We start from the raw sequence: 26,582 nt of genomic DNA, 5'->3' as shown, positions 1-26,582 counted from the left end.
GCCCCGCCCCCACGGCGGCGGGGCCCGGCGCCCCGCGGGAAGGACCTCCATGAGCTCCACCACGCTCCAGGCCGCACCGCCGTCGACGGCTCCGGCCCCCCGCGCCTCGCGCGCGATCACCCCGGCCCGGCTCCTGCCGTGGCTGCTGCTCGCCCCGAGCCTCGCCGCGCTCGGCGTCGTCACCGGCTGGCCGCTGGTGCGGATGCTGTGGCTGTCGTTCCAGCAGTACGAGCGCGCCCAGCTCATGGGCGTGCCGGCCGAGTTCGTGGGCCTGCGGAACTACACCGAGACACTCACCGACGCGCGGTTCTGGACCGTCACGGCCCGCAGCTTCGCGCTCATGGTCGTGTGCGTCGTCCTCACCATCACGCTCGGCACCCTCATCGCGCTGCTGCTGATGAAGCTGGGCCGCGCCATGCGGCTCGTGCTGTCCGTCGGGCTGCTGCTCGCGTGGGCCATGCCGCCGCTCGCGGCGATGCTCGTGTGGGGCTGGATGTTCGACACCCAGTACGGCGTCGTCAACCACACGCTGACGGCCCTGACCGGCGAGAGCTGGATGGGCCACCCGTGGCTCATCGAGCCGCTGCAGTTCTTCGCGGTGGCCACGCTCGTCATCGTCTGGGGCGCGATCCCGTTCGTGGCGTTCACGCTGTACGCGGGCTTCACGCAGATCCCGCACGAGGTCATCGAGGCCGCGCAGATCGACGGCGCGAGCGCGCCGAAGCGGTTCTTCCGGATCCAGGTGCCGTACGTCCGGGCCATCTACACCGTGCTCATCGTCCTGTCGATGATCTGGGACCTGAAGGTCTTCACCCAGATCTTCGTGCTGCAGGGGATCGGCGGCGTGCGGTCCGAGACCAGCACGCTCGGTGTCTACATCTACGAGATGGGCATGGCCCAGGGGCACTACGGGGCGGCCAGCGCCATCGCGGTCGTCTTCACCGTCATCATGCTTGCGATCTCGGCCTACTACGTGCGGGCGACGATCAAGGAGGAGGAGCTGTGAGCGTCGCAGCCGCCGGAGCCGCGCCGGCCGTCAGCGCGGACGCCCGTCCCGTGGCGGTGCCCGCCGTCGTCACGCCGCGCCGCCGCCCGGCGCGCAAGCGGGCGTCGTCGTGGGGCTGGGGGGTCGTCGCCACGCTCGTCGCCGCGGCGTTCGCCTTCCCCGTGTACTGGATGGTCAACACGTCGCTGCTGCCGACGAACGAGATCATCGGCCCGCGCGTGCACTTCTGGCCCGACCAGCTCACGCTGCGCAACTACGAGACCGCGATGTTCGAGCAGGTGCGCTCGCCGTTCCTGCCCGCGCTCGGCACGTCGCTGCAGGTGACGTTCCTCGTGCTGATCGCGTCCATGCTGTTCGCGTTCGTCGGCGCGCTCGCGGTCACCCGGTTCCGGTTCCGCGGCCGGCGCGCGTTCGTGCTGTCGATCCTCGTCGTCCAGATGATCCCGGGCGAGGCCATGATGATCAGCGTCTTCCAGCTGGTCGACGGGTGGCGCCTGCTCAACACGGTCGTCGGCCTCGGCATCGTCTACCTCGCGGGGGTCCTGCCGTTCACGCTGTGGACGCTGCGCGGGTTCGTCAACGGCGTGCCCGTCGAGCTCGAGGAGGCCGCCATGATCGACGGCTGCTCGCGCGGGCGGGCGTTCTGGAAGGTGACCTTCCCGCTGCTCGCGCCGGGGCTCGTCGCGACCGGGGTGTTCGCGTTCCTGCAGGCGTGGAACGAGTTCATGATGGCCCTGATCATCATGACGCGGCCCGAGCAGATGACCCTGCCGGTCTGGCTGCGCACGTTCCAGCAGGCGACCAAGGCGACGGACTGGGGGGCGCTCATGGCGGGCTCGGTCCTCGTCGCGGTGCCCGTGATCATCTTCTTCCTGATCGTGCAGGGGCGGATGACCGGCGGGCTCGTGTCCGGAGCGGTCAAGGGCTGAGCGATGGAGACCACCACCCTGCGTGCCGGGGGAGCGGCGGCGCTGCGCGTCGCCGGGCCGGCCGGCACCCCCGACGGCGTGCGCGCGGCCCAGGCGGCGTCCCGGCCGCCCGGCTGGTCCGTGGGCGTCGACGTCGGCGGCACCAAGGTGCTCGCCGTGCTGCTCGACGCCGACGGGCGCGTCGCCCGGACGCACCGTGCCCCGACCGTGGCCGGGCCGGACGGCGTCCTCGACGCGGTCACGACGGCCGTGCGGTCGCTCGCGACGGCCCAGGGGCTCGCGCTCGAGCGGCTCGTCGGCGTGGGCGTCGGCGTGCCCGGCGTCGTCGACCCGGCGACCGGGACCCTCGAGCACGCCGTCAACGTCGGCGTCGCGCACCCGTTCGCCCTCGCCGCCGCCGCCACGGCCGTGCTCGGCGGGCGCACCGTCGTGCGCGTCGAGAACGACCTCAACGTCGCCGTGCTCGGCGCCGCGCACACCGTGCCGGGGCCCGACCGGGCGGGGCACGCGCGGGACCTCGCGTTCCTCGCGCTCGGCACGGGCGTCGCCGCCGGCCTGCTGCTCGACGGGCAGCTGCGCCGCGGCACGCACCGCGCGGCCGGCGAGGTCGGGCACCTGACGCTCGTGCCGGACGGCCTGCCGTGCAAGTGCGGGCAGCGCGGGTGCGTCGAGCAGTACGCGTCGGGCAGCGCGCTCGACGCCGCCTGGCCGTCGACCGACGGGCGGCCCGCGCCCGCGGTGCTGTTCGAGGCGGCCGCGGCCGGGGACCCCGACGCCGTGCGCGTCCGGGACCGGTACGCGTGGGCGGTCGGCGCCGCGGTGCGCGTCCTCGTGCTGACGTGCGACGTCGACCGGGTCGTCGTGGGCGGCGGGGTGAGCACCGTGGGCGAGCCGCTGCTGCGCGCCGTGCGTGCCGCGCTCGACGCCGAGGCCGCCGCGTCGCCGTTCCTCGCGTCGCTGCGCCTGGCGGACCGGGTGCGGCTCGCGCCGCCCGGGGTACCGGTGGGCGCGGTGGGTGCCGCGCTGGTCGGACGGGGGGAGGTCGTCTGATGGAGGTCGTCATCGCCCCCGCGGTGGAGCTCGCGCGGCTCGCCGCCGACGCCGTCGAGCGGCTGCTCGCGGCGCGTCCGCAGGCCGTCCTCGGGCTCGCCACGGGCTCCAGCCCGCTCGCCGTCTACGACGAGCTCGCCCGCCGGCACGCCGAGCAGGGTCTGTCGTTCGCGCGCGCCCGCGCGTTCCTGCTCGACGAGTACGTCGGGCTGCCGGCGGACCACCCCGAGCGGTACCGCACGGTCGTCGAGCGCGAGCTGGTGTCGCGCGTGGACCTCGACCCCGACGCCGTGCTCGGGCCCGACGGGCTCGCCGACGACCTCGCCGGCGCGTGCGCCGCGTACGAGCGCGCCATCGCCGACGCGGGCGGCGTCGACCTGCAGCTGCTCGGCATCGGCACCGACGGGCACGTCGCGTTCAACGAGCCCGGCTCCTCGCTCGCGTCGCGGACGCGGGTCAAGACGCTCACCCGGCAGACGCGCGAGGACAACGCGCGGTTCTTCGGCGGCGACGTCGACGCCGTCCCGACGCACTGCCTGACGCAGGGCCTGGCGACGATCCTGTCCGCGCGGCACCTCGTGCTGCTCGCGCAGGGGCGCGGCAAGGCCGAGGCGGTGCACCAGCTCGTCGAGGGGCCGGTGAGCGCGATGTGGCCCGCGACCGTCCTGCAGATGCACCCGCACGTGAGCGTGCTGGTCGACGAGCCGGCGGCGAGCCGCCTCCAGCTCGCGGGGTACTACCGCGAGACGTGGGCGTCGAAGCCGGCGTGGCAGGGGCTGTAGGGCCGCGGGACGGCGGGTCCGTGCCGGTCGGCGCGCGTGCCGGTCGGCGTCGGTGCCGGCCGGTGCGCGCGCCGGTCATCCGTGCGGGGGAGTGCGCCGCGCCGCGGTGCCGAGGAGGACGCCGCGCACGAGGTCGAGCGCCTCGTCCGGCGTGAGACCCGCCGAGCGCGCCGCGTCCGCGTACGCCGCGGCCGCGGCGCGCGGTGCGTCGTCCGCGGCGGTGGCGCCGGCGGCGACCTGCGTGCCGGCGCGGCGACGGGTCACGACGACGCCGGTCGCCTCCAGCTCGCGGAAGGCGCGGGCGACCGTGCCGGGCGCGACGCCGAGGTCGGTCGCGAGCGCCCGGATGGTGGGCAGCCGGTCGCCGGGACGCAGCCGCCCGGCCGCGACGTGCGCGACGACCTGGGCGCGGACCTGCTCGTACACGGGCACGCCGGAGTCGAGGTCGACCTCGAGCTGCACGCTCACGGCAGCGTCCCGGCGGGGACGACGGGGGCGCCGGCGTCGCGTGCCGCGCGGCGCAGGGCGCGCGCCGCGACGACGAGCGACGCGAGACCGACGAGCATCCCGGCCACCGCCGCCACCGTGCCGACGGCGACGACCCACGGCGCGCCGAGCGCGTACGACGCGCCGTCGACGGCGTACTCGTGCGCCCGGCCCACGAGGCGCAGCGTGGCCCCGCCCACGGCCAGGACGCCGGCGAGCGTGCTGCCGAGCACGAGCTGCGTGCCGGCGAGCACGCGGCGCGCGGACGCGCGCCGCAGCCGCACGTCGTCGTCCTCGGTGGTGGCGGCGACGACCGGGCGTGCGGCGACGAGCCGCAGCACGCCCTCGCCGGCGAGGAGGACGACCAGGGCGGCCGCGGTGAGCGGCACGCCGTACGCCCAGCCGGGGTAGGGGCCGCCGCCCCCGCTGTGCCCGGGTGCGTAGGTGACGGCCACCGAGCGGGCGTCCGGCGCCGCGGTCAGGCCGAACGCGAGCGTCGCGACGACGAGCCCGCCCGCCCACGCCCACGCGAGCCGGCGCAGCGCGGGCGGCGCGACGTCGCGCACGTGCCGGGGGCGCAGGGGCGCCCGGCGCCGCGCCCCGGCGGGTCGCGGCCACGTCCGCTCGCCGATCGCCGCCACCAGCAGGAACGCGAGCCCTGCGGTCACGGGCACGCAGCCCAGCAGCAGCCCCTGCCACCGGCCGGGCGCCGCGAGCACCGGCGCCGGCGTCAGCAGGACGACGGCGAGCAGGGCGCCCCACGCCAGGGCCGCGACGACGCCGGCGTGCCGTCGCGCGCGCCGGTACGCGGCCGGCGCGTGGTCGACGTCGACGGCGCCCGGGGGGCCGTCGGGCGCGGGGGTGGCGGCACCCGACCGCACCGCCACGGTGAGGGCGAGACCCACACCGAGCAGCGCGACGAGCACGAGGACGGCGTAGTGCGACATGCGACTCCTCCTGTAGCAATGTGCCATTACATTGATACAGAGCGGCGCGCGTGTCAAACGCCGTCCCGGTGCGCGCGGACCGGTGGGTGTGTCGGGCCCGGCACGTACGATGGAGGCCATGAGCGACCCGACCCCGCCGCCCGCCGGCCCCGACGACCCGTTCGGCCCGGACACCCGGGGCGGCACGTCGGTCCTCGAGCGCGAGGAGACGACGGAGCAGGTCGAGCCCGGCGACCACGAGCGCTTCTCGCACTACGTGCGCAAGGAGAAGATCATGGAGTCGGCCATGACCGGCCGACCCGTCGTGGCACTGTGCGGCAAGGTCTGGGTGCCGGGCCGCGACCCGAAGAAGTTCCCGGTCTGCCCCGTGTGCAAGGAGATCTACGAGGGTCTGCGCGAGCCGCAGGACGGCGGCGGCGACTCCGGGGGTGAGGGCTCGGGCGGGTCGGGCCGGCGCTGGGGCTTCGGCCGCGGCAAGGGCTCCGGGTCGGGCGGCGCGTGAGCGCGGCACCGCGCCCCACCACCACCCCGCAGCACCCCTCGTCGTCGGCAGCGTCGCAGCTGCCGCCGGCGTTCCCCGCGCGCGCGCCGTGGGGCGCGGCGGGGAGCCTGCGGGCCTGGCAGGCGGAGGCGATCGAGCAGTACCGGCGCGAGTCGCCGCGTGACTTCCTCGCGGTCGCCACGCCCGGCGCCGGCAAGACGACCTTCGCCCTGCGGATCGCGACCGAGCTGCTCGAGGCGCGCGTCGTCCGCCGCGTCACGGTCGTGGCCCCGACGGAGCACCTGAAGAAGCAGTGGGCGGACGCCGCCGCGCGCGTCGGCATCCGCCTCGACCCGCGGTTCACGAACGCGCAGGGCCGCCACGGCGCCGGCTACGACGGCGTGGCCGTGACGTACGCGCAGGTCGCCAGCAAGCCGGCCCTGCACGCCGCCCGCACGGGTGCCGAGCGCACGTTGGTCATCCTCGACGAGGTCCACCACGGCGGCGACGCCCTGTCGTGGGGCGACGCGGTCCGGGAGGCGTTCGAGGGTGCGACCCGCCGCCTCGCCCTGACGGGGACGCCGTTCCGCTCGGACACGGCCCCCATCCCGTTCGTCACGTACGCGCCGGACGGCCAGGGCATCCGCCGCTCGGTGGCCGACTACACGTACGGCTACGGCGACGCGCTGCGCGACCACGTCGTGCGGCCCGTGCTGTTCATGTCCTACTCGGGCTCGATGCGCTGGCGCACGCGCGCGGGCGACGAGATCGCGGCGCGCCTCGGCGAGCCGCTCACCAAGGACATGACCGCGCAGGCGTGGCGGACGGCCCTCGACCCGAACGGCGAGTGGATCCCCTCCGTCATCACGGCGGCCGACCGGCGCCTGACCGAGGTGCGCCGCACGGTGCCCGACGCCGGCGCCATGATCATCGCCACCGACCAGACGGACGCGCGCGCCTACGCCGGGCACATCGCCCGGATCACGGGGGAGTCGCCGACGATCGTCCTGTCCGACGACGACGGCGCCAGCGACCGCATCGAGGAGTTCTCCGCGAGCGACGCGCGCTGGCTCGTGGCCGTGCGGATGGTGTCCGAGGGCGTCGACGTGCCCCGCCTCGCGGTGGGCGTCTACGCGACGAGCGCCGCGACGCCGCTGTTCTTCGCGCAGGTGGTCGGGCGCTTCGTGCGTGCGCGCCGTCGCGGGGAGACCGCGTCGGTCTTCCTGCCGAGCGTGCCGCAGCTGCTCGAGCTCGCGTCGACGATGGAGGTCGAGCGCGACCACGCGCTCGACCGGCCGACGAAGGACGACGCCGACCCCGAGGCCGCGCTGCTCGCGGCCGCCGAGCGCGAGGCGTCGTCGCCCGACGCCGTCGGCAAGGACGGCGTGGCGGGCGCGTTCGAGGCGCTCGAGGCCCAGGCGTCCTTCGACCGCGTGCTGTTCGACGGCGGCGAGTTCGGGACGGGCGCCGAGGTCGGCTCGGAGGAGGAGCTCGACTTCCTCGGGCTCCCCGGGCTGCTCGACGCCGACCAGGTCGCCACGCTGCTGCGGCAGCGCCAGGCGGACCAGCAGGGTGCGCGGCGCGCCCGGGGGCAGGCGGCCGTCGCGCCGGCGGAGATGGACCACCGCAAGCAGGCGGAGCTCCGCAAGGAGCTCGCGCAGCTCGTCGGTGCGTGGGCGCGCCGCAGCGGGCAGCCGCACGCGACGGTGCACGCCGAGCTGCGGCGCCGGTGCGGCGGCCCCGAGGTCGCGCTGGCGGCGCCCGACGAGCTCCAGGCGCGGGTCGCGATGCTGCGCGGGTGGTTCGTCGGCAAGCGGTGACGAACCATCGCGTCTCACTATGCGGACAATGAGATGGGGATGAGATCGCAGGTCAGCGCGCTGGACACGCGACCACATACCAGCGGGTCTTGACGTCGCAAGTCGACCGTTCCGGATGCCGACCGGGCCGCGCGCTGCCAGGCTCTAGCCGTGACAAAACGGACCCGGGACCTCCGGGTCATCACAGGTGGGAGCCCGGCGGCGTGCGCGTCGTCGGCGTCCTAGAAAGAGGTGTCCACATGCCTGCATGGCTCATCCTCATCCTCGTCGGCGTCGTGCTGCTCGTCCTCGGTGTCGCCACCGGCATCGGCGAGTTCCTGATCTGGATCGGCGCCATCGTGCTCGTCGTCAGCCTGATCCTCGGCCTCGTCGGCCGCGGCCGGGGTCGCGCCAGGATCTGAGCACCGCCGCTCGCGCCACCGGCCCACGCGCCGGCCCGCCGCGAGCGGCCACCGCGGTCAGCACCCCCTCCGCCGACCGCGACGGACACCGGGCCGGGACGCCACCAGCGTCCCGGCCCGTTCCCGTGCGTGCGGCGGGCACGCGCCCGCGGGTGACACCCCCCGGTGCCCGCCGTCGTGCCGGCCGGCCGGGCCGGCGGCCGACGCGTCAGCCGACGCGGACCTCGACCGTCGGCACGGCCGCCTCGTCCGCGGACAGCCGGCGTGCGCCGCGCGGCAGCTCGTCCCGGGACGTGCGGTGGCGGCGTGCCGCGGCACGGACGCCCTCCGCGCCCGTCGCACCCGGCAGCACCTCGCCGTCGGCCACGAGCGGGACGTGCAGGAGGCGCAGGTCCGGGCTCGGCTCGCGGCGCTGCGCGGCCGTCCACGCGACCACCGCGTCCTCCGGGCCCGTCACGAGCACCTCCTCGACCGCGCGACCGTCGCCGTCGAGGCGCCGCGCGGCCGACTTCCGGCCGCCGAGGCTCGTCTTCGACCGGGACGCCTTCGCGACCGGCTGCAGGACGCCGTCGCGGTCCTCGCGCGCCACGAGCTTGTAGACCATGCCGCACGTCGGGGCGCCCGAGCCCGTCACCAGCGACGTCCCGACGCCGTAGGAGTCGACCGGCGCGACGGCGAGCGAGGCGATCGCGTGCTCGTCGAGGTCGGACGTCACGACGATCTGCGTGCCCCGGGCCCCGGCGGCGTCGAGCTGCGCACGCACCTCGTGCGCGAGCACGCCGAGGTCGCCGGAGTCGAGCCGGACGGCGCCCAGGCCCGTCCCCGCGGCCGCCAGCGCGTGCTCCACGCCGCGCCGCACGTCGTACGTGTCGACGAGCAGCGTGGTGCCCGACCCGAGCGCGGCGACCTGCGACGCGAACGCCGACGGCTCGTCGTCGTGCAGGAGCGTGTAGGCGTGCGCCGCCGTGCCGATCGTCGGCAGCCCGTACCGGCGGCCGGCCTCCAGGTTCGACGTCGCGGCGAACCCGGCGACCACCGCCGCGCGGGCCGCCGCCACCGCGGCGTGCTCGTGCGCGCGCCGGGCCCCCATCTCGAGGCAGGGCCGGTCGACCGCGGCGCTCGTCATGCGGGACGCGGCGGACGCGATCGCGGAGTCGTAGTTGAGCACCGACAGCACGAGCGTCTCGAGCAGGACCGCCTCGGCGAACGTGCCCTCGACGACCAGCACGGGGGACTGCGGGAAGAACATCTCGCCCTCGGCGTACCCGACGGCCGAGCCGGTGAACCGGTAGCCGGCCAGGAAGTCGAGGGTCGGGTCGTCGACGACGCCCTCGTCCGCGAGCCAGTCGAGCTCCGCGGTGCCGAACCGGAACGTGTCCAGCGCCTCGAGCACGCGGCCGGTGCCGGCGAGCACGCCGTAGCGGCGGCCGTGCGGCAGGCGGCGGCTGAACACCTCGAACACGCACCGGCGGTGCGCCGTGCCGTCGGCCAGCGCGGCCTGCAGCATCGTCAGCTCGTAGCGGTCCGTGAGCAGGGCCGTGCTCGCGTCCGCGCCCGGCCGGGGGAGGGCGGGGTCGGTCGCGGCCCGGGGCGCGACGGCGTCGCGCTCGCGCGTGTCGGTCATGGCGTCAACGTAGACGGCGGCGGTCACCCGCACACGCCGCGCGCCCGACCCCGCACGCGTGCCGCGGCGGGCACGGCGCGGACCGCGCGGCACGCCGTCCGGGCGACGCGGCGGTGGGGCCGCGTGGGCGCCCGCACCTACAGTGGTCACGTGCCCGCCCCGACCGCTGTCCCCGACACGACCGTCGAGGCCGACGAGGCCACCGGTCTCGCGGACGCCTGGGTGACCATCGTGTGGAACGACCCGGTGAACCTGATGTCGTACGTCACGTACGTCTTCCAGACGTACTTCCGCTTCCCGCGGGAGAAGGCGGAGCGGCTCATGCGGCAGGTGCACCAGGAGGGCCGCGCGGTCGTGTCGACCGGCAACCGTGAGGCGATGGAGGTCGACGTGCAGGCGATGCACGGGTACGGCCTGTGGGCGACGCTGCAGCGCGGGGGCGAGTGATGCGGGCGTTCCGCCGGCAGAAGGGCCGGTACGTGGCCCGCATGGACGCCGGCGAGCGTGCCGTCGTCGCGTCCGTCGTCGCCGACGTCGCCGAGCTGCTGGGGGCCGGGCGCTTCGAGGACGGCGTCCCGGCGGCCGGACCCGGGCCGCACGCGGCCGCCGGGCCCGCCCACGGCGCCCCCGCGGGTCCGTGGACCGTCCGCACCGCGCCGCTGCCGCCGCCCGACGACCCCGCGGTGCGTCGCCTCCTGCCCGACGCGTCGCGCGACGACGCCGAGGTGGCGCAGGAGTTCCGCCGCCTCACCGAGGACGACCTGCGCGCGCGCAAGGTCGCCCGGCTGCGGTCCCTGTGGACCGCGCTCGTGCACGGGGAGCCCGGGTGGCCGGACGACGCGTTCGTCGTCGCCCCCGCGTCCGCGGACGACGTCGCCGCGACCCTCACCGACCTGCGGCTCGTCCTGGCCGACCGCCTCGAGATCCGCACCGACGCCGACTCGGAGGCGCTCTACGACGGCCTCGCCGGCGCGGCCGAGGACGACGTGCGCGCGTACCTGGCGTCGGTGTACGGCGCGCTGTCGTGGCTCCAGGAGTCGCTGCTCGCTGTGATGCTCGCCGCACCCGACGAGCGTCGGCCGGGCCGCGGACGCTCCGACGGCTAGTCTCGGCAGGGTGAACGACGCCCCCATCGGCATCTTCGACTCCGGCGTGGGCGGGCTCACGGTCGCACGCGCGGTCCTCGACCAGCTGCCGACGGAGTCGACGCTGTACATCGGCGACACCCTGAACGGCCCCTACGGCCCGAAGCCGCTCGCGGCGGTCCGCGCCCACGCGCTCGAGATCATGGACGACCTCGTCGACGCGGGCGTCAAGATGCTCGTCATCGCGTGCAACAGCGCGTCGTCGGCGGTGCTGCGCGACGCGCGCGAGCGCTACACGCTGCGTCGCGGGCTGCCGGTCGTCGAGGTGATCCTGCCGGCGGCGCGCCGGGCGGTCGCCGCGACGCGCAACGGCCGCATCGGCGTCATCGGGACGCGCGCGACCATCGACTCCCGGTCGTACGACGACGCGTTCGCCGTCGCGCGCGTCGAGCTGACGTCGCAGGCGTGCCCGCGCTTCGTGGAGCTCGTCGAGGCCGGCGTCACGTCCGGCCCCGAGGTCCTCGACGTCGCGCACGAGTACCTCGACCCGGTGCGGGCGGCCGGCGTCGACACGCTCGTCCTCGGCTGCACGCACTACCCCCTGCTCACGGGCGCCATCTCCTACGTCATGGGCGACGACGTCACGCTCGTCTCGAGCGCCGAGGAGACGGCCAAGGACGTGTACCGCCAGCTCGTCGCGCACGACCTCGAGCGCGACCCCGCCGCCGGTCCGCCCACGCACCGCTTCCTCGCCACCGGCGACCCGGTGGGGTTCACGGCCCTCGCGCGCCGGTTCCTCGGCCCGGAGGTCGACGCCGTCGAGCCGCGCGTCGCCCTGCGGGGGGCCCTGCGATGAGGCTCGTCGTGGTCGGCTGCGCCGGCTCGTTCCCCGGGCCGGACTCCGCCGCGTCGTCCTACCTCGTGCAGGCGGACGACGCCGACGGTCGGACGTGGTCGGTCGTGCTCGACCTCGGCAACGGCGCGCTCGGGCCCCTGCAGCGCTACGGCGACCCGGCGGCGCTGGACGCGGTCGCGCTGTCGCACCTGCACGCCGACCACGTCGCCGACATGGCCGTGCTCGGCGTCCTGCGCCGCTACCGCCCGGCCGGGGCGCTGCCGCCGCTGCGGGTGCTCGGGCCCGTCGGCACCGTCGACCGCCTCGCGCAGCTGTCCGGCAAGGACCCGGCGACGCACACCGGCGAGCAGTTCGCCGTCGAGACGTGGGAGCCGGGCCGGACCGTGACGGTCGGCCCGCTGACGCTCGAGCCCGTGCCGGTCGTCCACCCCATCCCGGCGTTCGGCGTGCGCGTCACGGGCCCGTCCGAGGACGACCCCGCCCGCACCGTCACGCTCGCGTACAGCGGCGACACCGACTCGTGCCCGGGCCTCGACGCGCTCGCCGCCGACGCGGACCTGCTGCTCGCGGAGGCGGCCTACGTCGAGGGGCGCGACGACCACCTGCGCGGCGTGCACCTGACGGGCCGCCGCGCCGGCGAGGCGGCCGCCCGCGGCCGGTCCCGACGCCTCGTCCTCACGCACGTGCCCGCCTGGAACGACCCCGCCGTCGCCCTCGCCGAGGCCCGCACCGCGTACGACGGCGACGTCACCCTCGCCCACCCGGGCCTGACGATCCCCCTCTGACCCCCGGTAGCCCCCCCACCCACCCGCGGCACCACGTCGAGTGCGGCACCTCCCACCGAGTGCGGCGGGTGCAGCACCCGCGCTCGGTGCGACGTGCCGCACTCGGCACCCGGTGCCCGGCGCGGTCCGCCAGCCGCGCCGCGGACGTCCGCCGAGTGCTGCATGTACCGCCGAGTGCTGCACGTACCACCGAGTGCGGTAGGTGCACCACCCGCGCTCGGTGCGACGTGCCGCGCTCGGCGTGGTCGTCGGGACACGCGTGGTCGTGTCGACCGTCCGGGGGTGTGGACGGCGGCGCGTGCGCTCCCGCGCCGGCTGGCACCGTGCACCCGTGGACGGGGACGCGGTGACGACGGTGCTCGGGGGACGGGGCGTGCTGGACGCACGTGCCGGTGAGGCCCGTGGGCGGCCGCCGTGGCGCGACGTGCGTCTGCACCGCGTCCGGCGGGGTGCGTACGCGCCGGCGGAGGAGTGGGCGGCATGGAGCCCGGACGACCGTGCGCGGGCCGGCGTGGACGCCGTGGCGGCGGCGGCGCAGCGGCCACCGCTCTTCTCGCACCGGTCGGCGGCGGCCGTGCACGGGCTGCCGGTCGTCGGGTGGCCCGACGACCGTGTGCACGTGACCACCGGCCGGTCGCCCGGCGGGCGGTCCCACGGCGACGTCACGCGGCACACGACGGCGGCTCCTCCGGCGTCGCTCGTCGTCCGGGGCGTCCACGTCACCTCCGTCGCGCGCACCGTGGTCGACCTCGCGCGCCACGGCGGCGTGCTCCCCGCCGTCGTGGCGGGCGACCACGCAGTGCGTACCGGCGCGACGTCGGTGCACGAGGTCGAGGAGGAGCTCGCGTCCCTGCCGCCCGGTACGCGCGGTGTGCGGCGTGCCCGCGCCGCCCTCGGGCTGCTCGACGCCCGCGCCGAGTCGCCGGGGGAGTCGTTGAGCCGCGTCCGGATGGCGGAGAGCGGGTTGGTGGCACCCGTCCTGCAGCACGTCGTCGTCGACGCCCGCGGCGTGGTCGCGCGCGTGGACTTCTGGTGGCCGCGGTGCCGTGTCGTCGGCGAGTTCGACGGCCGCGTGAAGTACCGGTCCGACGTCGTGCCGGGAACCCGCGGCGGCGTCGACCCCGCGGACGTCGTCTGGCGCGAGAAGCTGCGGGAGGACCGCATCCGTGCGACCGGCGCGACGGTCGTGCGCTGGACGTGGGACGAGGCGTGGTCGGGACGCGCCATGACCGACCGCCTCCGCGCCGCGGGCGTCCCGGGCTGACCGCACGACCGGCCGCCGAGACTCCCGACCGCCGAGTGCGGCAGCTCGCGCCGAGTGCGGCAGGTGCAACCACCGCGCTCGGTGCGAGCTACCGCAGTCGGCGCGAGGGGTGGGGGAGGGGGACGTGGGGGGTGGACGGGGGACGGGGTGGGTGGGGTGGGCACGTAGGGTCGGGGCATGGGTGCTTCGACCTCTGACGTCTCCGTGCGCGCCGACGGGCGGCGCGCCGACCAGCTGCGGCCCGTCACCATCACGCGGCGCTTCCTCGACGCCGGCGAGGGCAGCGTCCTCGTCGAGTTCGGCGGGACGAAGGTGCTGTGCGTCGCCTCGTTCACCGAGGGGGTGCCGCGCTGGCGCAAGGGCTCCGGCGAGGGCTGGGTGACCGCCGAGTACGCGATGCTGCCGCGCGCGACGAGCAGCCGGTCGGACCGCGAGTCGGTCAAGGGCCGCGTCGGCGGGCGGACGCACGAGATCTCGCGGCTGGTCGGCCGGTCGCTGCGCGCCGTCATCGACGTCGCCGCCCTCGGCGAGAACACGATCGTGCTCGACTGCGACGTCCTGCAGGCGGACGGCGGCACGCGCACGGCCGCCATCACGGGTGCGTACGTCGCGCTCGCCGACGCGGTCGCGTGGGCGCAGCGCAAGCGCCTCGTGAAGCCGGGCCGGCAGGTGCTGCGCGACTCGGTCGCGGCGGTGAGCGTCGGGGTCGTCGGCGGACGCCCCGTGCTCGACCTGCCGTACGAGGAGGACGTGCGCGCCGAGACCGACATGAACGTCGTCGTCACCGGGTCCGGCACGTTCGTCGAGGTGCAGGGCACCGCGGAGCACGCGCCGTTCGACCGCGCCGAGCTCGACGCGCTGCTGGACCTCGCGCTCGCGGGCACGGCCGAGCTCACGCGCCTGCAGCAGGCGGCGCTCGCCGCCGACCCGTCGGACGGCTCCGCCACGCGCGCGGCCGCCGCCGCCCCCGCCTCCGCCGCCGCGCCCGCCGCCGGGACCACGGCGTGAGCGTCCCCGCCGGTGCGCGCCTCGTCCTCGCGACGCACAACCAGCACAAGGTCGGCGAGCTGCGCGCCATCCTCGCGCCGGCGCTGCCGGGGCTCGCCCCGGAGGCAGTGGTCGGCGCGCGCGACGTGCAGGCGCCCGAGCCCGTCGAGGACGGCGTGACGTTCGCCGAGAACGCGCTCATCAAGGCCCGCGCCCTCGCGGCGCACACCGGCCTGCCGGCGGTCGCGGACGACTCCGGCCTCGCGGTCGACGTGCTCGGCGGCGCGCCGGGCATTTTCTCGGCCCGGTGGTCGGGGCGGCACGGCGACGACGCCGCGAACCTCGCGCTGCTCCTCGCGCAGCTCGCCGACGTGCGCCCGGAGCACCGCCGCGCGCGCTTCGTGTGCGCCGCGGCGCTCGTCACGCCCGACGGGACGGAGCACGTCGAGCTGGGGACGCTCGAGGGCACGCTCGCGACGGCACCCCTCGGGGCGGGCGGGTTCGGCTACGACCCGGTGCTCGTCCCGCTGGGGGACACCCGCACGTGCGCCGAGCTGACGCCGGAGGAGAAGAACGCGATCAGCCACCGCGGGCAGGCGTTCCGCGCGCTCGTGCCCGTCCTCGTCGCGGCGCTCGGCACGTCCGGAGGAGCGCCGCGCGCATGACCGGACCCGTCCCGGACCCCGCGGGACGCCCCGGCGACGTGCAGCTCGTCGCCGAGGGCGTCACGTTCGGCTACCCGGGCCGGCCCGTCCTCGACGCGCTGGACCTCACCGTGTCGCCCGGCGACCGCATCGGGCTCGTCGGCGAGAACGGCGCCGGCAAGTCGACGCTGCTCGCGGTGCTCGCCGGCCGGCTGGTGCCCCAGCAGGGACGCGTGCGCCGGCACGGCTCGCTGGCGGTGGTGGAGCAGGACCTCGACGTCCGCCCGGGCGAGACCGTCGGGACGCTCGTCGACGCGACCCTCGCGGCCGCCCGCACGGCGGCGGACGAGCTGCAGACCGCCATCGACGCGTTCGACCACGACGGCGGCGACGTGACGTGGCTGTCGGCGGCGATCGCGCGGTACGAGCACCTCGCGGCGTGGGACGTGGACCGCCGCGTCGACGAGGCCCTCGCCCGGTTCGGTGCGCCGCGCGACCGCGGGCGTCGGCTCGACGCCCTGAGCGTCGGCGAGCGGTACCGCGTGCGCCTGGCGTGCCGCGTCGCGGAGCGCGCCGACCTGCTGCTGCTCGACGAGCCGACGAACCACCTCGACGTCGCGGGCATCGAGCACCTGACCGAGCGGCTGCGCGGCTGGCAGGGCGGCCTGGTCATCGTCACGCACGACCGCCGGCTGCTCGACGACGTCATGACCGGCATCCTCGACATGGACCCGTCGATGGACGGGCGCCCGGTGCTGTACGGCGCGGCGCGGTACGCCGACTACCGGTTCGCGCGCGACCAGATGCTGCGCCGCTGGCGCGCCCGGTACCGCGCCGAGCGCAAGCGGGCGGCCGTGCTGGCGGCCCGGCTCGACGCGTCGTACGAGGGCCTGTCCGACGAGTGGCGCCCGCCGAAGGGCTCGCAGAAGCACCGGCGCGGCACGCGCGCCCGCACGCACGTCAAGGCCGCCGACCGCCTCGTGCAGCAGCTCGAGCGCGACGCGGTGGACGTCCCGGTCCCGCCGCCGACGCTCACGTTCCCCGACCTGCCGTCGGTCCCGCCCGACTGGCCCGGAGGTCCGCTGCTCGACCTGCGCGCGCCCCGCGTGGACGGCCGGCTGGACCTGCCGGGGCGCCGGGTCGAGGTGCCGCCCGCCGGTCGGCTGCTCGTCACGGGACCCAACGGCTCCGGCAAGTCGACGCTCCTCGCGGCGCTCGCGGGCGCCGTCGCGCTCGACCGCGGCACGCGCGACGTCGGGCCCCACGTGCGCCTGGGCGTGCTGTCGCAGGAGGGGCCCGCCGAGCACGTCGCCGCGCCGGCGCCCGGCGAGGCACCCCTGACGGCGTTCGACGCGTACGCGCGGCACGCGCTCCGGCTGCTGGACGCGGGCGTCCTCGACCCGGACCGGCTCGTGCCCGTCGCGGCCCTCGGGCTGCTCACGGAGGCGGACCTGGAGCGCCCGCTGCGCGAGCTGTCGCTGGGTCAGCGCCGACGGTTCGACCTCGCGTGCGCGCTGCTGGCGGCACCCCACGTGCTGGTCCTCGACGAGCCGACCAACCACCTGTCGGTCGGCCTGGTGGACGAGGTGACGGCGGCGCTGCGTGCGACGTCCGCCGCGGTGGTGGTCGCGACGCACGACCGTGCGCTGCGCGCCGACCTGGCGGACTGGCCGCAGCTCGCGCTCGGCTGACCGGTCAGGGCAGCCGGCCCACCCAGGCCATCGCCTGCCGCAGGAGCAGGCCCTGGCCGCCGTTCATCTCGACCTGGACGGCCTCGGTGCACGCCTCCTCGGGCGTGAGCCACGCGAGGTCGAGCGCGTCCTGCTGCGGCCGGCAGTCGCCGGTGACGGGGACGACGTACGCGAGCGACACCGCGTGCTGGCGGGGGTCGTGGTACGGCGTGACACCGGGCGTGGGGAAGTACTCGGCGACGGTGAACGGCTGCGGCGACGCGGGCACCTGCGGCAGCGCCATCGGGCCGAGGTCCTTCTCGATGTGCCGCAGCAGCGCGTCGCGCACGCGCTCGTGGTGCATGACGCGGCCGCTGACGAGGGCGCGGGACATGACGCCCTCGGGCGTGACGCGCAGCAGCAGGCCGACCGCGACGACGTCGCCGGAGTCGTCGACGCGCACGGGCACGGCGTCCACGTAGAGGATCGGGATCTGGGCGCGGACGGTGGCGATGTCCTCACGGCTGAGCCAGCCGGCGGGACGCTCGGGGTCGCGGGGGAACTCGGCGGACGCGGTCACCGTGCAGTTCTACCGCGTGCCGGGGGGCGTGCGCCCGACCGCCGCGCGCGACGCCGCTCACGTCCCGTGCCGGTCGCGCCCCGGGACCCGGCCGCCGCAACCCCGTGCGGGGAATACCCCGGCGCCCGCGGACGCTGTACCGCACGCAACCGCCAGGAGGGAAGACACATGGCCACCACAGCGCTGACCGTCGACACGATCGCGGAGACCATCAAGGACAACGACATCGTCCTCGTCGACTTCTGGGCGTCCTGGTGCGGCCCGTGCCGCCAGTTCAGCCCGGTGTTCGAGGCGTCGTCCGAGCAGCACCCGGAGATCGTCCACGCGAAGGTGGACACCGAGGCCGAGCAGCAGCTCGCCGCGGAGCTGCAGATCACGTCGATCCCCACGCTCATGGCGTTCCGCGACGGCATCCTCGTCTTCAACCAGGCCGGTGCGCTGCCCGGGCCCGCGCTGGAGCAGGTCGTCACCGCGGTGAAGGACCTCGACATGGACGAGGTCCGCGCGCAGATCGCCGCCCGGCAGGGCGCGCCCGCCGGGGCCTGAGCCGTCGCCCGGGCCGCGGTCCGCGGCCACCGGCAGAACCACGCGAGGAGGGCGTCCGCCGCACGGCGGGCGCCCTTCCGTGCGTCCGGCGGCGTGGACGGCGGAGCGACGCGGTCGTGCGGGGACGCGGCGTTGCGGGCAGGAACCCACGCACTCACGCGGTGGTGCGGGAGACGGGAGTCGAACCCGCACGCCCTCTCGGGCACCAGGACCTAAACCTGGCGTGGCTGCCGTTTCACCACTCCCGCGGCCGGTCGAGTCTGGCACACGCGCGCGCGCCCGCCCCCGACCGGGTGGTCGTCCCGAGGGGGTGTCAGTCCAGGCCGAGGTCGCGCCGCAGCTTGGCGACGTGCCCCGTCGCGCGGACGTTGTACTGCGCGAGCGCGACGGCGCCGTCGGGGTCCACGACGACCGTCGAGCGGATCACGCCCGTGACCGTGCGTCCGTAGTTCTGCTTCTCGCCCCAGGCGCCCCACGCCTCGAGGACGGCGTGCGACGGGTCCGACGCGAGCGGGAACGTCAGCTGCTCCGCCTCCGCGAACGCGGCGAGCTTGTCCACGCCGTCCGGCGAGACGCCGACCACGGCGTAGCCCGCGCCCTGCAGCGACGCGAGGGAGTCGCGGAAGTCGCACGCCTGCTTCGTGCAGCCGGGCGTGCCCGCGGCCGGGTAGAAGTACACGACGACGTGCTGCCCGCGCAGCGCGGACAGGGTGACGCTGCCGCCGTCCGCGGTGGGCAGCGTGAAGTCGGGGGCGGTGTCGCCGACGGCGAGACGGGGCACGGGCGCTCCTGGGCGTGGGGGTGGGGACGGGACGCCGACCACCCTACGTGCGGCGGGTAGCGTCGGCGGCGTGAGCGCACCGACCCCCGGCGGCACGGCCGACCTGCCGATCCGCATGCTGAACGACCGCCTCCTCGTGGCCCTCGAGGGCGACCCGGCGGAGCGCAGGTCCACCGCGGGGATCGTCATCCCGGCCACCGCGGCCATGGGCAAGCGCCTCGCGTGGGCGGACGTCGTGGCGGTCGGGCAGCACGTCCGCCAGGTCGAGGTCGGCGACCGGGTGCTGTTCGACCCCGAGGACCGCGCCGAGGTCGAGCTCGCCGGCCGCACGTACCTGCTGCTGCGCGAGAAGGACGTGCACGGCGTCGCGGAGCCGCGCGGGACGGGTGAGGGAACCGGTCTGTACCTGTGACGTTGTACCGGGAGGGGGGTGCCCCGCGCCGCCCCGGCGACCGCGAGGCGCATGATGGACGCGCCGCACGACGCGCGGCGCGGGGACGACCTGGGACGAGGTGACGCGGTGGACGAGCAGCGGACGAGCCCGGAGGGCGTGCCGCCGGAGGACGTGCCGACGGACGGCGCGGTGCCGGACGGTGCGGTGCAGGACGGCGCGGTGCAGGACGGTGCGGTGCAGGGCGGCGCGGACGCGGCGCTGCCGCCGTCGGTGCAGGCCCTCGAGGAGGTCGTCGGTGCGCGCGGCGTGGACGCGACGCAGCACGCCCAGGAGCTGCTGGCGGAGCACGTGCCGCTCGCCCTGCTCGTCGACCTGCTGACGCCCACGGGCGACACGTCCGCCGACCTGCTCGCGGCCGAGGGTCTGCCCGACGACCCGTGGTGGCAGGACGGGGACGACGCGTCGGCCGGGACGCCCGCGCGCGGCGGCCGGGACGCGTCCGACGAGGTCACCGAGCCGCCGGTCCGCTGACGGGCGCCGCCACGGCCGGGTGCGGCGCCGACCGTGAGTGTCGTCACAGCCGGCCCCTGCGGGCGGGCGCGGGTTCGCAACCGGCGCCCCGGTGCTGTTAATCTCTACGAGCCGCGCGCCTCTAGCTCAACTGGCAGAGCAGCTGACTCTTAATCAGCGGGTTCCGGGTTCGAGTCCCGGGGGGCGTACCAGCCACGAAGCCCCGTCAGGTCACCGACCTGGCGGGGCTTCGTCGTACCCGCCGACGCTGCACGCCTGCCGGTGCGTGCGCCCCGCCGACCCGCTCGCCCCGCCGACCCGCCCCGCGCACCGTGGTGCCCGGCCGCCGCGCCTGCGACGCTGTCCGCACGGCGGCGCCGCCGCCACGAGGAGGAGGCAGCGTGAGCAACGAGGTACGGGAGTTCGACGTCGTGGTCCTCGGCGCCGGCGCGGTGGGCGAGAACGCCGCCGACCGGGCGTCCCGCACGGGCCTGTCCGTCGCGCTCGTCGAGTCGCAGCTCGTGGGCGGTGAGTGCTCCTACTGGGCGTGCATGCCGTCGAAGGCGTTGCTGCGGCCGGGTGACGCGCTCGCCGCCGCCCGCGACGTGCCGGGCGCCTCGGCCGCCGTCACCGGGCACGTCGACGTCGCCGCGACGCTCGCCCGCCGTGACGAGGTCACGTCGCACTGGGACGACGACGGCCAGGTCGCGTGGGTGGAGGGCGCCGGGCTCACGCTGCTGCGCGGGCACGCCCGCCTCACCGGTCCGCGCGAGCTGGTGGTGACGCACGAGGACGAGGACACGCGTGTCGTCGCCCGGCACGCGGTCGTCGTCGCGACGGGGTCGGTCGCGGCCGTGCCGTCGGCGGGCGGGCTCGCCGGCGTGCGCCCGTGGACGAGCCGCGAGGCGACGAGCGCGCACACGGTGCCGCCCCGCCTCGCCGTGGTGGGCGGCGGGGTCGTCGGCGTCGAGATGGCGACGGCGTTCGCCGACCTCGGCAGCGACGTCACGCTGCTCGTCCGGGGCGACCGGCTGCTGCCGCAGGCGGAGCCGTTCGCGGGGGAGGCGCTCGCGCAGGCGCTCACCGAGCGGGGCGTGCGCGTCGCGCTCGGCGCGTCGGTCGTCGGGGCGACGCGCGACGGCGCCGGCGTGCACCTGACCGTGGAGCACGCCGCGTCCGGCGGCACATCGGCGGGCAGCACCGAGCAGGTCGACGCGGACGAGGTGCTCGTGGCCACGGGCCGGCGGCCCAGCACGGAGGACCTGGGGCTCGAGACGGTGGGCCTGACGCCCGGTGCCGCCCTCGAGGTCGACGACGCCCTGCAGGTGCGCGGCGTCGACGGCGGCTGGCTGTTCGCCGTGGGCGACGTGACGGGCCGCACGGGCACCACGCACCAGGGCAAGTACGACGCGCGCGTGGTGGGGGACGTCGTCGCGGCGCGGTTCGACCCGCGCCCCGCCGGTGCGGACCCCGGTCCGGCGGTGCCGCGCGGGCTGTCACGCGCCGGCGAGGCGGGCGCGGGCCCGTGGAGCCGCTACCGCGCGACCGCGGACGACGCGGCGGTCCCGCAGGTCGTCTTCACCCGGCCGCAGGTCGCCTGGGTCGGCCGGACCCAGGCGCAGGCACGGGAGGCGGGCCTCGACGTCGGCGTCGTCGGCTACGACCTCGGCGCGGTCGCGGGGGCGACCGTCACCGGCGAGCACTACACGGGGCGTGTGCAGGTCGTGGTCGACCGGGCCCGGGACGTGCTGGTCGGCGCGACGTTCGTCGGCCCGGACGTCGCGGACATGCTGCACGCGGCGACGGTCGCGGTCGTGGGGGAGGTGCCGCTGGACCGGCTCTGGCACGCGGTGCCGTCGTACCCGACCCTCAGCGAGGTGTGGCTGCGGCTGCTGGAGCAGGACGGCCGCTGACCCGGCGCCGACGCGGCCGAGGACGCCGCGGGGCGGGCACGTCCGACGACGTGCCCGCCCCGCACGCGCGCGAGGTCAGTCGCCGTCGGCGGCGAGGGATCCGTCGGACGACAGGACGAGCCCGATCGCCGCGTCGCCCTGCCGGACGGCCGCGCCGATCAGCGAGAGCTCGTACGACCGGAACTCGGCGATCTCGAGGCCGTAGGTCTCCTCGAGGCCGAGCTGGCAGAACGGGCGCTCCGGGCACTCGGGCGGGCCGGCGAGCACGAGCCCGCCGCACGTCTCGGCGAGCTCGGACAGCGTCTCGACGCCGTGCTCCTGCGCGAACTCCGCCGTGACGGCGAAGGCGTTCTGGTCCTGCGCGGCCGACGGCGCGCCCACGACGAGCCCGCTCTGCTCGGCGAGCGGGGTGAGCGCGGCCACGGTCGCGTCGACGTCGGACGTCGCGCCGGACTCCGCGTCGGGGCCGTTGACCTGCGAGCCGAGGTAGGTGGTCAGCGTCGCGGCGTACTCGGGCACCACGGCCAGCGTGCCGTCCTGCAGGGCGGGCAGGTAGGTCTCGCGCGAGCCGATGCTCTGCGCCTGCGCGTCGAACCCGGCGCTGCGCAGCACCTCCGCGTAGACCTCCGCGAGCGTGAGGCTCTCGGAGAAGTTCGCGGCGCCGACCGTGAGCGCGACGCCCGCGCCGGTCTGCTCGTCCGCCGCCAGCCCCTCGTCCGTGACGAACTCGCGGGCCACCTCGCTCGACGTGCGGCGGTCGATGTCCACCGCCTTGTTGAGCTCGATGAGCGTCTCGGTGTCCAGCGCCGCCGACACGGAGTCGAGCAGCTCGAGGACCACGGGGTGGTCCTGCGCGACCTGGGCGTTGACGGCCGGGATCACGTTGTCGGCGTTCTGCAGGCCCTGGTCGTCCTCGAGCACGACGAGGCTCTCGCCGGCGACGGGCTCGCAGGTGGCGAGGCCCGAGGTGCTCGTGGCGGACGTCTCGGCCTCGCCGCCGCCGGACCCCGGCGCGCCGCAGCCGGCGAGGGCGAGGGTCGCGACGGCGAGCGCGGCGAGCGTGGTGGTGCGGGTGCGCCGTGTGCGCATGGGGTGCTCCTGTCGGTGGGGCGTCGGTCCGGTCGCGGGGGCGGACGGCGTCCGCCGTCGGGCGGCGCGGTGGCGCGTCGTGTCACGACGCACGGCTGCGCCCATTCGACCCGGTCACCGCGGGCTCGGCAACCGCGGTCGCGCGCGGTGGGGTGGTGCGGCGGCGTGCACGCCGGCCCGCGGCGGCGCGGTCGCGGCTGCGCAGGCCCGCCGGGGTGACCGCCCGCTCGACCAGCGCGAGGACCGCCTCCACGAGCAGGCACAGGGCCGCCACCAGCAGCCCGCCGGCGAGGGCCTGGCCGTAGCGCTGGGTGCCGAAGCCCGTGACGACGACCGTGCCGAGGCTCGTGCCGCCCACCAGCGCGGCGAGCGGCACCGTCGCGAGCACCTGCACCGCACCGGTCCGGATGCCGGCCGCGACGAGCGGCACCGCGTTCGGGATCTCGACGGACCGCAGCACGCGCGCCGGCGACATCCCGAGTCCCCGCGCCGCGTCGCGCGCCGCCGGGTCGACGCCGGCGACACCCGTCACCGCGTTCGCCAGCACGGGTGGCACGGCGAAGACGGCGCAGGCCACGGCGGTCGCGCCGTTGCCGAAGAAGCCGCTCGCGGCGAGGAGCATGAGCAGCGCGAGGGTCGGCAGCGCGCGGGTCGTGTTCGCCACGACCACGCCGACCGTCGCTCCGCGGCCGCGGTGCCCGAGCCAGAGGCCGAGCGGCAGCGCGACGACGAGCGCGAGCAGCACCGCGACGGCGGACACCTGGAGGTGGTCGACCGTGAGCGCGAGGACGCCCCGCCGGCCGGTCCAGTTGAGCGGGTCGTTGAGCCAGAGGAACGCCTCGTTCAGGACGTCCATGCGGCCTCCTCGCCGGGACGGGGACGCGCTGCCGTGCCGTCGTCCGTCGTGCCGCCCGCCGCGAGACCGCCGGCGGCCGCGACGCCGGGGACCGCGCCGTCGCGCCGCCCGGACGACCGGTGCCACGGCGTGAGCACCCGGCCGAGCGCCGCGAGCAGCAGGTCGGCCACGAGCGCCAGCAGCAGGCACAGGACCGTCGCGGTGACGACCTCGGCGCGGTAGCTGCTGCGGAAGCCACGGAACATGAGCTGCCCCAGGCCGCCGTAGCCCACCACGACGCCCACCGTGACCAGCGCCACCGTGCTGACGGTCGCGAGCCGCAGCCCCGTCACGACGGCCGGCACCGCCTGCGGGAGCTCCACCGCGAGCAGCATCCGGACCCGGCCGTAGCCCATGCCGCGGGCGGCGTCCCGCACCGCAGGGTCGACGCCCTGCAGCCCGACCAGCACGTTGCGCACGAGCACGAGCAGCGCGTAGACGACGAGCCCGATGAGCACCGTCGTCCGGCCGATGCCGGTGTACGGCGCCAGGACCGCGAACAGCGCGAGGGACGGCACGGTGTACAGGACGCCCGTGCCGGCGAGCACCACGCCCGCGAGCCGGGGGCGCACGTGCGCGAGCGCCGCGAGCGGCAGCGCGACCACGAGGGCGATCAGCACCGCCTGGGCCGTCAGCGTCGCGTGCTGCTCGAGGTAGCGCAGCACGTCGCCCCCGTTGCGCTCGAGGTACGTCCACGAGAACCACGGGTTGGCGGCGGAGACGACCGGGCCGGCGGGCACGGCGCCGACGCTAGCGGCCGGGTCCGACAACCGCGCGCGCGGCCTCCGTGGCCGCAGCCGCGGCCGAGGTCCGCGGTCGCGGGTGTCAGGGGGTACCAGTAGCGTCCGCGGCGTGACGGATCACGAGAGCGGTGCGACCCTCGCCCCGCGCGCCCCCGCGCCCGCCGCGGGCGCCGACCTCGCCTCTGCCGCGCCGGCCGCCATCACGTTCGACGCCGTCCGCAAGGAGTACGCCGGCTCCGTCGCGGTGGACGACCTCACGCTCGCCGTGCGCCCGGGGGAGATGCTCGTGCTCGTCGGGCCGTCCGGCTGCGGCAAGTCGACGACCCTGCGCATGGCCAACCGCCTCGTCGAGCCGACCGCGGGCCGCATCCTCCTCGGCGACGAGGACGTGACGCGGGTCGACCCCGTCACGCTGCGCCGGCGGATCGGGTACGTCATCCAGGACGTCGGCCTGTTCCCGCACCGCACGGTCGCGCAGAACGTCGCCACCGTGCCGGGCCTGCTCGGCTGGGACCGCGCGCGCACGCGGCGCCGCGTCGACGAGCTGCTCGAGCTCGTCGGGCTGGCCCCCGACCGGTACGCCCGCCGGTGGCCGCACGAGCTCTCGGGCGGCGAGCGGCAGCGCGTCGGCGTGGCGCGCGCGCTGGCGGCGGACCCGCCGGTCCTGCTCATGGACGAGCCGTTCGGCGCGGTCGACCCCGTGGGGCGCGCACGCCTGCAGTCGGAGTTCCTGCGGCTCCAGCGCGAGCTCGGCACCACGGTGATGATGGTCACGCACGACGTCGACGAGGCCGTGCGCATGGCCGACCGGGTCGTCGTGCTGAGCCGCGCCGCGCACGTCGAGCAGCTCGCGCCCCCGCTGGAGGTCGTCGCGCGGCCGGCGTCGGCCGCGGTCGCCGATCTCGTGGGGCGGGGCCGGACCGCGCGCCTGCTCGCGCTGGGCCGGCTCGAGCCGGGCGACCTCGTGGCGGACCCCGCCGCGCCTGCGGACGCGTCGGCCGTCGCCCCGACCGGCGGCGACGCGGTCCGGCTGGGTGCGGAGCTCGGCGACGTCGTGGCGGCGCTCGCCCGCGCGGCGGAGGCGCCCGGCACGCGGCCCACGGCGCTCCCGGTGGTGGACGACGGACGCGTGGTGGGCACCGTGACGGCCGACGCGGTGGTGCGCGCGCTGCACCGCCTCACGGCCGCGGACCCCGCAGCGGACGAGGCCGCAGGACGGGCCGTGCGGCCGTGACCTCGGGCGTCATCGTCCGGTCGTCACGCCGTCACACGCCGTGGGTACAGTGCCCCTCGTGAGCGAACCCACCGCACGCCTCGCCCTCGCGACCTGCGCCGAGCTGCCGGAGCTCGACCCCGACGACCACCTGCTCCGCGACGCCCTGGCAGCGCGGGGCGTGGCGTCCGACGTCGTGGTCTGGGACGACCCGACGGTCGACTGGGGCGCGTACCCGCACGTGCTGATCCGCTCGACGTGGGACTACACGGACCGCCCGGCGCAGTTCACCGACTGGACACGGCGCGTGGAGCAGACGTCGACGCTGCTGAACCCGTCGGACGTCGTCGCGTGGAACATCGACAAGACGTACCTGCGCGACCTCGAGCAGCGGGGTATCCCGATCGTGCCGACCATCTGGCTCGACCCCGAGCGGCAGATGAACTCGCGGGCCATCCACACGCGGTTCCCCGCGTTCGGCGACTTCGTCATCAAGCCGACCGTGAGCGCCGGCTCGCGCGACACCGGCCGGTACGACGCGGGGGAGACCCCGTCGCGCTCGCTCGCGATCACCCACGCCAAGAACCTGCTCGCGGTGGGCCGGCACGTCATGCTGCAGCGCTACCTCACGCGCGTCGACACCGAGGGCGAGACGGCCCTCGTGTACGTGGACGGGGAGTTCAGCCACTCGGTCCGCAAGGGCCCCCTGCTCGAGGGCCCGTACCGGGCCGCCGACGCCGAGGGCGTGCTCTACCGGGACGAGGCGATGACGCCCCGCGACGCGACGGCGGCGGAGCGTGCCCTCGCGGACCGCGTGGTCGCCGCGATCGCCGAGATCTTCCCCGACCGGTCCCCGCTGCTGTACACGCGCGTCGACCTCATCCCCGACGACGCGGGCGAGCCCGTCGTGCTCGAGGTGGAGCTCACCGAGCCGTCGTTCTTCTTCGAGCAGGCGGACGGCGCGGCCGAGCGCTTCGCGGAGGCGGTCGCCGTCCGCCTGTGACGGCGCCCACGTCCGTCGAGGCGGACGTGCGTGCCTGCAGAGCCGTGCGGCTCCGCTATGCTTTCTCTCGGCCCGCCGCGGGAGCGGACGGCCGGGAC

29 protein-coding genes and 2 tRNA genes are annotated in these 26,582 nt (G+C 76.5%); 22 read left to right on the top strand and 9 right to left on the bottom strand.

Features of this window, described 5'->3' with window-relative positions; genetic code table 11:
- Positions 1-49 precede the first annotated feature (49 nt).
- The 4 genes from ACFUMH_RS04705 to nagB are packed head-to-tail and all read left to right on the top strand — an operon-like array spanning position 50 to position 3,767.
- A complete protein-coding gene (locus tag ACFUMH_RS04705; protein ID WP_378201144.1) occupies positions 50-1,006 on the top strand; it encodes a carbohydrate ABC transporter permease in 957 nt (318 codons plus the stop codon).
- The gene (locus tag ACFUMH_RS04700; RefSeq protein ID WP_378201141.1) at positions 1,003-1,935 is read left to right on the top strand and encodes a carbohydrate ABC transporter permease; all 933 of its coding nucleotides are present in this window, start codon (positions 1,003-1,005) and stop codon (positions 1,933-1,935) included. The genes ACFUMH_RS04705 and ACFUMH_RS04700 overlap by 4 nt, the downstream gene beginning before the upstream one ends.
- 3 nt (positions 1,936-1,938) lie before the next feature.
- Positions 1,939-2,985: an ROK family protein gene (locus ACFUMH_RS04695; protein WP_378201138.1), complete on the top strand. Its 1,047-nt coding sequence runs from the start codon at positions 1,939-1,941 to the stop codon at positions 2,983-2,985.
- Complete coding sequence (nagB, locus tag ACFUMH_RS04690) at positions 2,985-3,767, top strand: glucosamine-6-phosphate deaminase (RefSeq protein ID WP_378201135.1); 783 nt, start codon at positions 2,985-2,987, stop codon at positions 3,765-3,767. The genes ACFUMH_RS04695 and nagB overlap by 1 nt, the downstream gene beginning before the upstream one ends.
- Before the next feature lie 75 nt (positions 3,768-3,842).
- On the opposite strand, the gene ACFUMH_RS04685 is transcribed toward nagB, so the two are convergent.
- Positions 3,843-4,235 carry a GntR family transcriptional regulator gene (locus tag ACFUMH_RS04685; RefSeq protein ID WP_378201132.1) on the bottom strand — a complete coding sequence of 131 codons (393 nt, stop codon included), beginning with the start codon at positions 4,233-4,235 and terminating at the stop codon, positions 3,843-3,845.
- Complete coding sequence (locus tag ACFUMH_RS04680) at positions 4,232-5,200, bottom strand: hypothetical protein (protein WP_378201129.1); 969 nt, start codon at positions 5,198-5,200, stop codon at positions 4,232-4,234. The genes ACFUMH_RS04685 and ACFUMH_RS04680 overlap by 4 nt, the downstream gene beginning before the upstream one ends.
- A gap of 118 nt (positions 5,201-5,318) precedes the next feature.
- Between ACFUMH_RS04680 and ACFUMH_RS04675 the strand changes: the two genes are divergently transcribed.
- The 3 genes from ACFUMH_RS04675 to ACFUMH_RS04665 all read left to right on the top strand — a co-directional run bounded on the left by ACFUMH_RS04675 (position 5,319) and on the right by ACFUMH_RS04665 (position 7,902).
- The gene (locus ACFUMH_RS04675) at positions 5,319-5,702 is read left to right on the top strand and encodes a DUF3039 domain-containing protein (protein WP_378201126.1); all 384 of its coding nucleotides are present in this window, start codon (positions 5,319-5,321) and stop codon (positions 5,700-5,702) included.
- The gene (locus tag ACFUMH_RS04670) at positions 5,699-7,501 is read left to right on the top strand and encodes a DEAD/DEAH box helicase (protein WP_378201123.1); all 1,803 of its coding nucleotides are present in this window, start codon (positions 5,699-5,701) and stop codon (positions 7,499-7,501) included. The genes ACFUMH_RS04675 and ACFUMH_RS04670 overlap by 4 nt, the downstream gene beginning before the upstream one ends.
- 239 nt (positions 7,502-7,740) lie before the next feature.
- The gene (locus ACFUMH_RS04665; protein ID WP_166435985.1) at positions 7,741-7,902 is read left to right on the top strand and encodes a hypothetical protein; all 162 of its coding nucleotides are present in this window, start codon (positions 7,741-7,743) and stop codon (positions 7,900-7,902) included.
- Between the two features lie 208 nt (positions 7,903-8,110).
- Here ACFUMH_RS04665 and ACFUMH_RS04660 read toward each other — a convergent pair whose 3' ends face one another.
- The gene (locus ACFUMH_RS04660) at positions 8,111-9,526 is read right to left on the bottom strand and encodes a nicotinate phosphoribosyltransferase (protein ID WP_378201119.1); all 1,416 of its coding nucleotides are present in this window, start codon (positions 9,524-9,526) and stop codon (positions 8,111-8,113) included.
- A gap of 150 nt (positions 9,527-9,676) precedes the next feature.
- Here ACFUMH_RS04660 and clpS point away from each other — a divergent pair, with 150 nt between their 5' ends.
- The 8 genes from clpS (at position 9,677) to ACFUMH_RS04620 (ending at position 16,838) form a co-directional block, all read left to right on the top strand.
- Positions 9,677-9,973, top strand: a complete 297-nt coding sequence (clpS, locus tag ACFUMH_RS04655) for an ATP-dependent Clp protease adapter ClpS (protein WP_378201117.1) — start codon at positions 9,677-9,679, stop codon at positions 9,971-9,973.
- Positions 9,973-10,632, top strand: coding sequence for a DUF2017 family protein (locus tag ACFUMH_RS04650; protein WP_378201114.1), 660 nt, complete (start codon positions 9,973-9,975; stop codon positions 10,630-10,632). Before clpS ends, ACFUMH_RS04650 begins: the two co-directional genes overlap by 1 nt.
- Positions 10,633-10,642: 10 nt before the next feature.
- On the top strand, positions 10,643-11,467 hold the full coding sequence (murI, locus tag ACFUMH_RS04645) for a glutamate racemase (protein ID WP_378201111.1): 825 nt from the start codon (positions 10,643-10,645) through the stop codon (positions 11,465-11,467).
- Positions 11,464-12,252 (top strand): MBL fold metallo-hydrolase, encoded by a 789-nt coding sequence (locus tag ACFUMH_RS04640; protein ID WP_378201108.1) that lies wholly within the window; start codon positions 11,464-11,466, stop codon positions 12,250-12,252. Before murI ends, ACFUMH_RS04640 begins: the two co-directional genes overlap by 4 nt.
- A gap of 331 nt (positions 12,253-12,583) precedes the next feature.
- Positions 12,584-13,516: a hypothetical protein gene (locus ACFUMH_RS04635; protein WP_378201105.1), complete on the top strand. Its 933-nt coding sequence runs from the start codon at positions 12,584-12,586 to the stop codon at positions 13,514-13,516.
- Between the two features lie 177 nt (positions 13,517-13,693).
- Positions 13,694-14,524 carry a ribonuclease PH gene (gene rph, locus ACFUMH_RS04630; protein WP_378201102.1) on the top strand — a complete coding sequence of 277 codons (831 nt, stop codon included), beginning with the start codon at positions 13,694-13,696 and terminating at the stop codon, positions 14,522-14,524.
- A complete protein-coding gene (gene rdgB, locus ACFUMH_RS04625; RefSeq protein ID WP_378201099.1) occupies positions 14,521-15,168 on the top strand; it encodes an RdgB/HAM1 family non-canonical purine NTP pyrophosphatase in 648 nt (215 codons plus the stop codon). The genes rph and rdgB overlap by 4 nt, the downstream gene beginning before the upstream one ends.
- A complete protein-coding gene (locus ACFUMH_RS04620) occupies positions 15,165-16,838 on the top strand; it encodes an ATP-binding cassette domain-containing protein (protein WP_378201096.1) in 1,674 nt (557 codons plus the stop codon). The genes rdgB and ACFUMH_RS04620 overlap by 4 nt, the downstream gene beginning before the upstream one ends.
- A 4-nt stretch (positions 16,839-16,842) precedes the next feature.
- Here the strand turns inward: ACFUMH_RS04620 and ACFUMH_RS04615 are convergent, their stop codons facing one another.
- Positions 16,843-17,397 carry an NUDIX hydrolase family protein gene (locus ACFUMH_RS04615; RefSeq protein WP_378201094.1) on the bottom strand — a complete coding sequence of 185 codons (555 nt, stop codon included), beginning with the start codon at positions 17,395-17,397 and terminating at the stop codon, positions 16,843-16,845.
- A 168-nt stretch (positions 17,398-17,565) separates the two neighbouring features.
- Between ACFUMH_RS04615 and trxA the strand changes: the two genes are divergently transcribed.
- On the top strand, positions 17,566-17,943 hold the full coding sequence (gene trxA / locus ACFUMH_RS04610; RefSeq protein WP_378201091.1) for a thioredoxin: 378 nt from the start codon (positions 17,566-17,568) through the stop codon (positions 17,941-17,943).
- 162 nt (positions 17,944-18,105) lie between these two features.
- On the opposite strand, the gene ACFUMH_RS04605 is transcribed toward trxA, so the two are convergent.
- Together ACFUMH_RS04605 and bcp are read right to left on the bottom strand one after the other, a co-directional pair.
- Positions 18,106-18,191, bottom strand: a tRNA-Leu gene (locus ACFUMH_RS04605).
- 65 nt (positions 18,192-18,256) lie between these two features.
- Positions 18,257-18,724: a thioredoxin-dependent thiol peroxidase gene (gene bcp, locus ACFUMH_RS04600; RefSeq protein WP_378201088.1), complete on the bottom strand. Its 468-nt coding sequence runs from the start codon at positions 18,722-18,724 to the stop codon at positions 18,257-18,259.
- A gap of 115 nt (positions 18,725-18,839) precedes the next feature.
- Between bcp and ACFUMH_RS04595 the strand changes: the two genes are divergently transcribed.
- The 4 genes from ACFUMH_RS04595 to ACFUMH_RS04580 all read left to right on the top strand — a co-directional run bounded on the left by ACFUMH_RS04595 (position 18,840) and on the right by ACFUMH_RS04580 (position 21,541).
- Positions 18,840-19,136 carry a GroES family chaperonin gene (locus tag ACFUMH_RS04595; protein WP_378201150.1) on the top strand — a complete coding sequence of 99 codons (297 nt, stop codon included), beginning with the start codon at positions 18,840-18,842 and terminating at the stop codon, positions 19,134-19,136.
- A gap of 108 nt (positions 19,137-19,244) precedes the next feature.
- Positions 19,245-19,649 carry a hypothetical protein gene (locus tag ACFUMH_RS04590; protein ID WP_378201085.1) on the top strand — a complete coding sequence of 135 codons (405 nt, stop codon included), beginning with the start codon at positions 19,245-19,247 and terminating at the stop codon, positions 19,647-19,649.
- Between the two features lie 115 nt (positions 19,650-19,764).
- Positions 19,765-19,840 (top strand) — tRNA-Lys (locus ACFUMH_RS04585).
- A 189-nt stretch (positions 19,841-20,029) separates the two neighbouring features.
- Positions 20,030-21,541: a dihydrolipoyl dehydrogenase family protein gene (locus tag ACFUMH_RS04580; protein ID WP_378201082.1), complete on the top strand. Its 1,512-nt coding sequence runs from the start codon at positions 20,030-20,032 to the stop codon at positions 21,539-21,541.
- 75 nt (positions 21,542-21,616) lie between these two features.
- On the opposite strand, the gene ACFUMH_RS04575 is transcribed toward ACFUMH_RS04580, so the two are convergent.
- From ACFUMH_RS04575 to ACFUMH_RS04565, 3 genes are all read right to left on the bottom strand, one after another.
- A complete protein-coding gene (locus ACFUMH_RS04575) occupies positions 21,617-22,630 on the bottom strand; it encodes a glycine betaine ABC transporter substrate-binding protein (RefSeq protein ID WP_378201079.1) in 1,014 nt (337 codons plus the stop codon).
- Between the two features lie 82 nt (positions 22,631-22,712).
- The gene (locus ACFUMH_RS04570) at positions 22,713-23,486 is read right to left on the bottom strand and encodes an ABC transporter permease (RefSeq protein WP_378201076.1); all 774 of its coding nucleotides are present in this window, start codon (positions 23,484-23,486) and stop codon (positions 22,713-22,715) included.
- On the bottom strand, positions 23,474-24,265 hold the full coding sequence (locus ACFUMH_RS04565; protein ID WP_378201073.1) for an ABC transporter permease: 792 nt from the start codon (positions 24,263-24,265) through the stop codon (positions 23,474-23,476). Before ACFUMH_RS04565 ends, ACFUMH_RS04570 begins: the two co-directional genes overlap by 13 nt.
- A 202-nt stretch (positions 24,266-24,467) precedes the next feature.
- On the opposite strand from ACFUMH_RS04565, the gene ACFUMH_RS04560 reads away from it, so the two are divergent.
- The gene (locus ACFUMH_RS04560; RefSeq protein ID WP_378201147.1) at positions 24,468-25,502 is read left to right on the top strand and encodes an ABC transporter ATP-binding protein; all 1,035 of its coding nucleotides are present in this window, start codon (positions 24,468-24,470) and stop codon (positions 25,500-25,502) included.
- 58 nt (positions 25,503-25,560) lie between these two features.
- Entirely contained in the window at positions 25,561-26,484 is a 924-nt protein-coding gene (locus ACFUMH_RS04555; RefSeq protein WP_378201070.1) for a RimK family alpha-L-glutamate ligase, read from the top strand.
- The last annotated feature ends 98 nt before the right edge of the window (positions 26,485-26,582 follow it).

The organism is Cellulomonas sp. NPDC057328, from assembly GCF_042667215.1.
Classification (GTDB): domain Bacteria; phylum Actinomycetota; class Actinomycetes; order Actinomycetales; family Cellulomonadaceae; genus Cellulomonas.
Note: the sequence above shows the minus strand (reverse complement) of the source record. Positions and strands in the feature narration are given on the sequence as shown.

Coding starts and splice junctions, on each gene's coding strand:
- ACFUMH_RS04705 (WP_378201144.1), top strand. CDS start 50: ATGAGCTCCACCACGCTCCAGGCCGCACCGCCGTCGACGGCTCCGGCC.
- ACFUMH_RS04695 (WP_378201138.1), top strand. CDS start 1,939: ATGGAGACCACCACCCTGCGTGCCGGGGGAGCGGCGGCGCTGCGCGTC.
- nagB (WP_378201135.1), top strand. CDS start 2,985: ATGGAGGTCGTCATCGCCCCCGCGGTGGAGCTCGCGCGGCTCGCCGCC.
- ACFUMH_RS04680 (WP_378201129.1), bottom strand. CDS start 5,200: ATGTCGCACTACGCCGTCCTCGTGCTCGTCGCGCTGCTCGGTGTGGGT.
- ACFUMH_RS04675 (WP_378201126.1), top strand. CDS start 5,319: ATGAGCGACCCGACCCCGCCGCCCGCCGGCCCCGACGACCCGTTCGGC.
- ACFUMH_RS04665 (WP_166435985.1), top strand. CDS start 7,741: ATGCCTGCATGGCTCATCCTCATCCTCGTCGGCGTCGTGCTGCTCGTC.
- ACFUMH_RS04660 (WP_378201119.1), bottom strand. CDS start 9,526: ATGACCGACACGCGCGAGCGCGACGCCGTCGCGCCCCGGGCCGCGACC.
- ACFUMH_RS04650 (WP_378201114.1), top strand. CDS start 9,973: ATGCGGGCGTTCCGCCGGCAGAAGGGCCGGTACGTGGCCCGCATGGAC.
- ACFUMH_RS04640 (WP_378201108.1), top strand. CDS start 11,464: ATGAGGCTCGTCGTGGTCGGCTGCGCCGGCTCGTTCCCCGGGCCGGAC.
- rph (WP_378201102.1), top strand. CDS start 13,694: ATGGGTGCTTCGACCTCTGACGTCTCCGTGCGCGCCGACGGGCGGCGC.
- ACFUMH_RS04620 (WP_378201096.1), top strand. CDS start 15,165: ATGACCGGACCCGTCCCGGACCCCGCGGGACGCCCCGGCGACGTGCAG.
- trxA (WP_378201091.1), top strand. CDS start 17,566: ATGGCCACCACAGCGCTGACCGTCGACACGATCGCGGAGACCATCAAG.
- ACFUMH_RS04595 (WP_378201150.1), top strand. CDS start 18,840: ATGCTGAACGACCGCCTCCTCGTGGCCCTCGAGGGCGACCCGGCGGAG.
- ACFUMH_RS04575 (WP_378201079.1), bottom strand. CDS start 22,630: ATGCGCACACGGCGCACCCGCACCACCACGCTCGCCGCGCTCGCCGTC.
- ACFUMH_RS04570 (WP_378201076.1), bottom strand. CDS start 23,486: ATGGACGTCCTGAACGAGGCGTTCCTCTGGCTCAACGACCCGCTCAAC.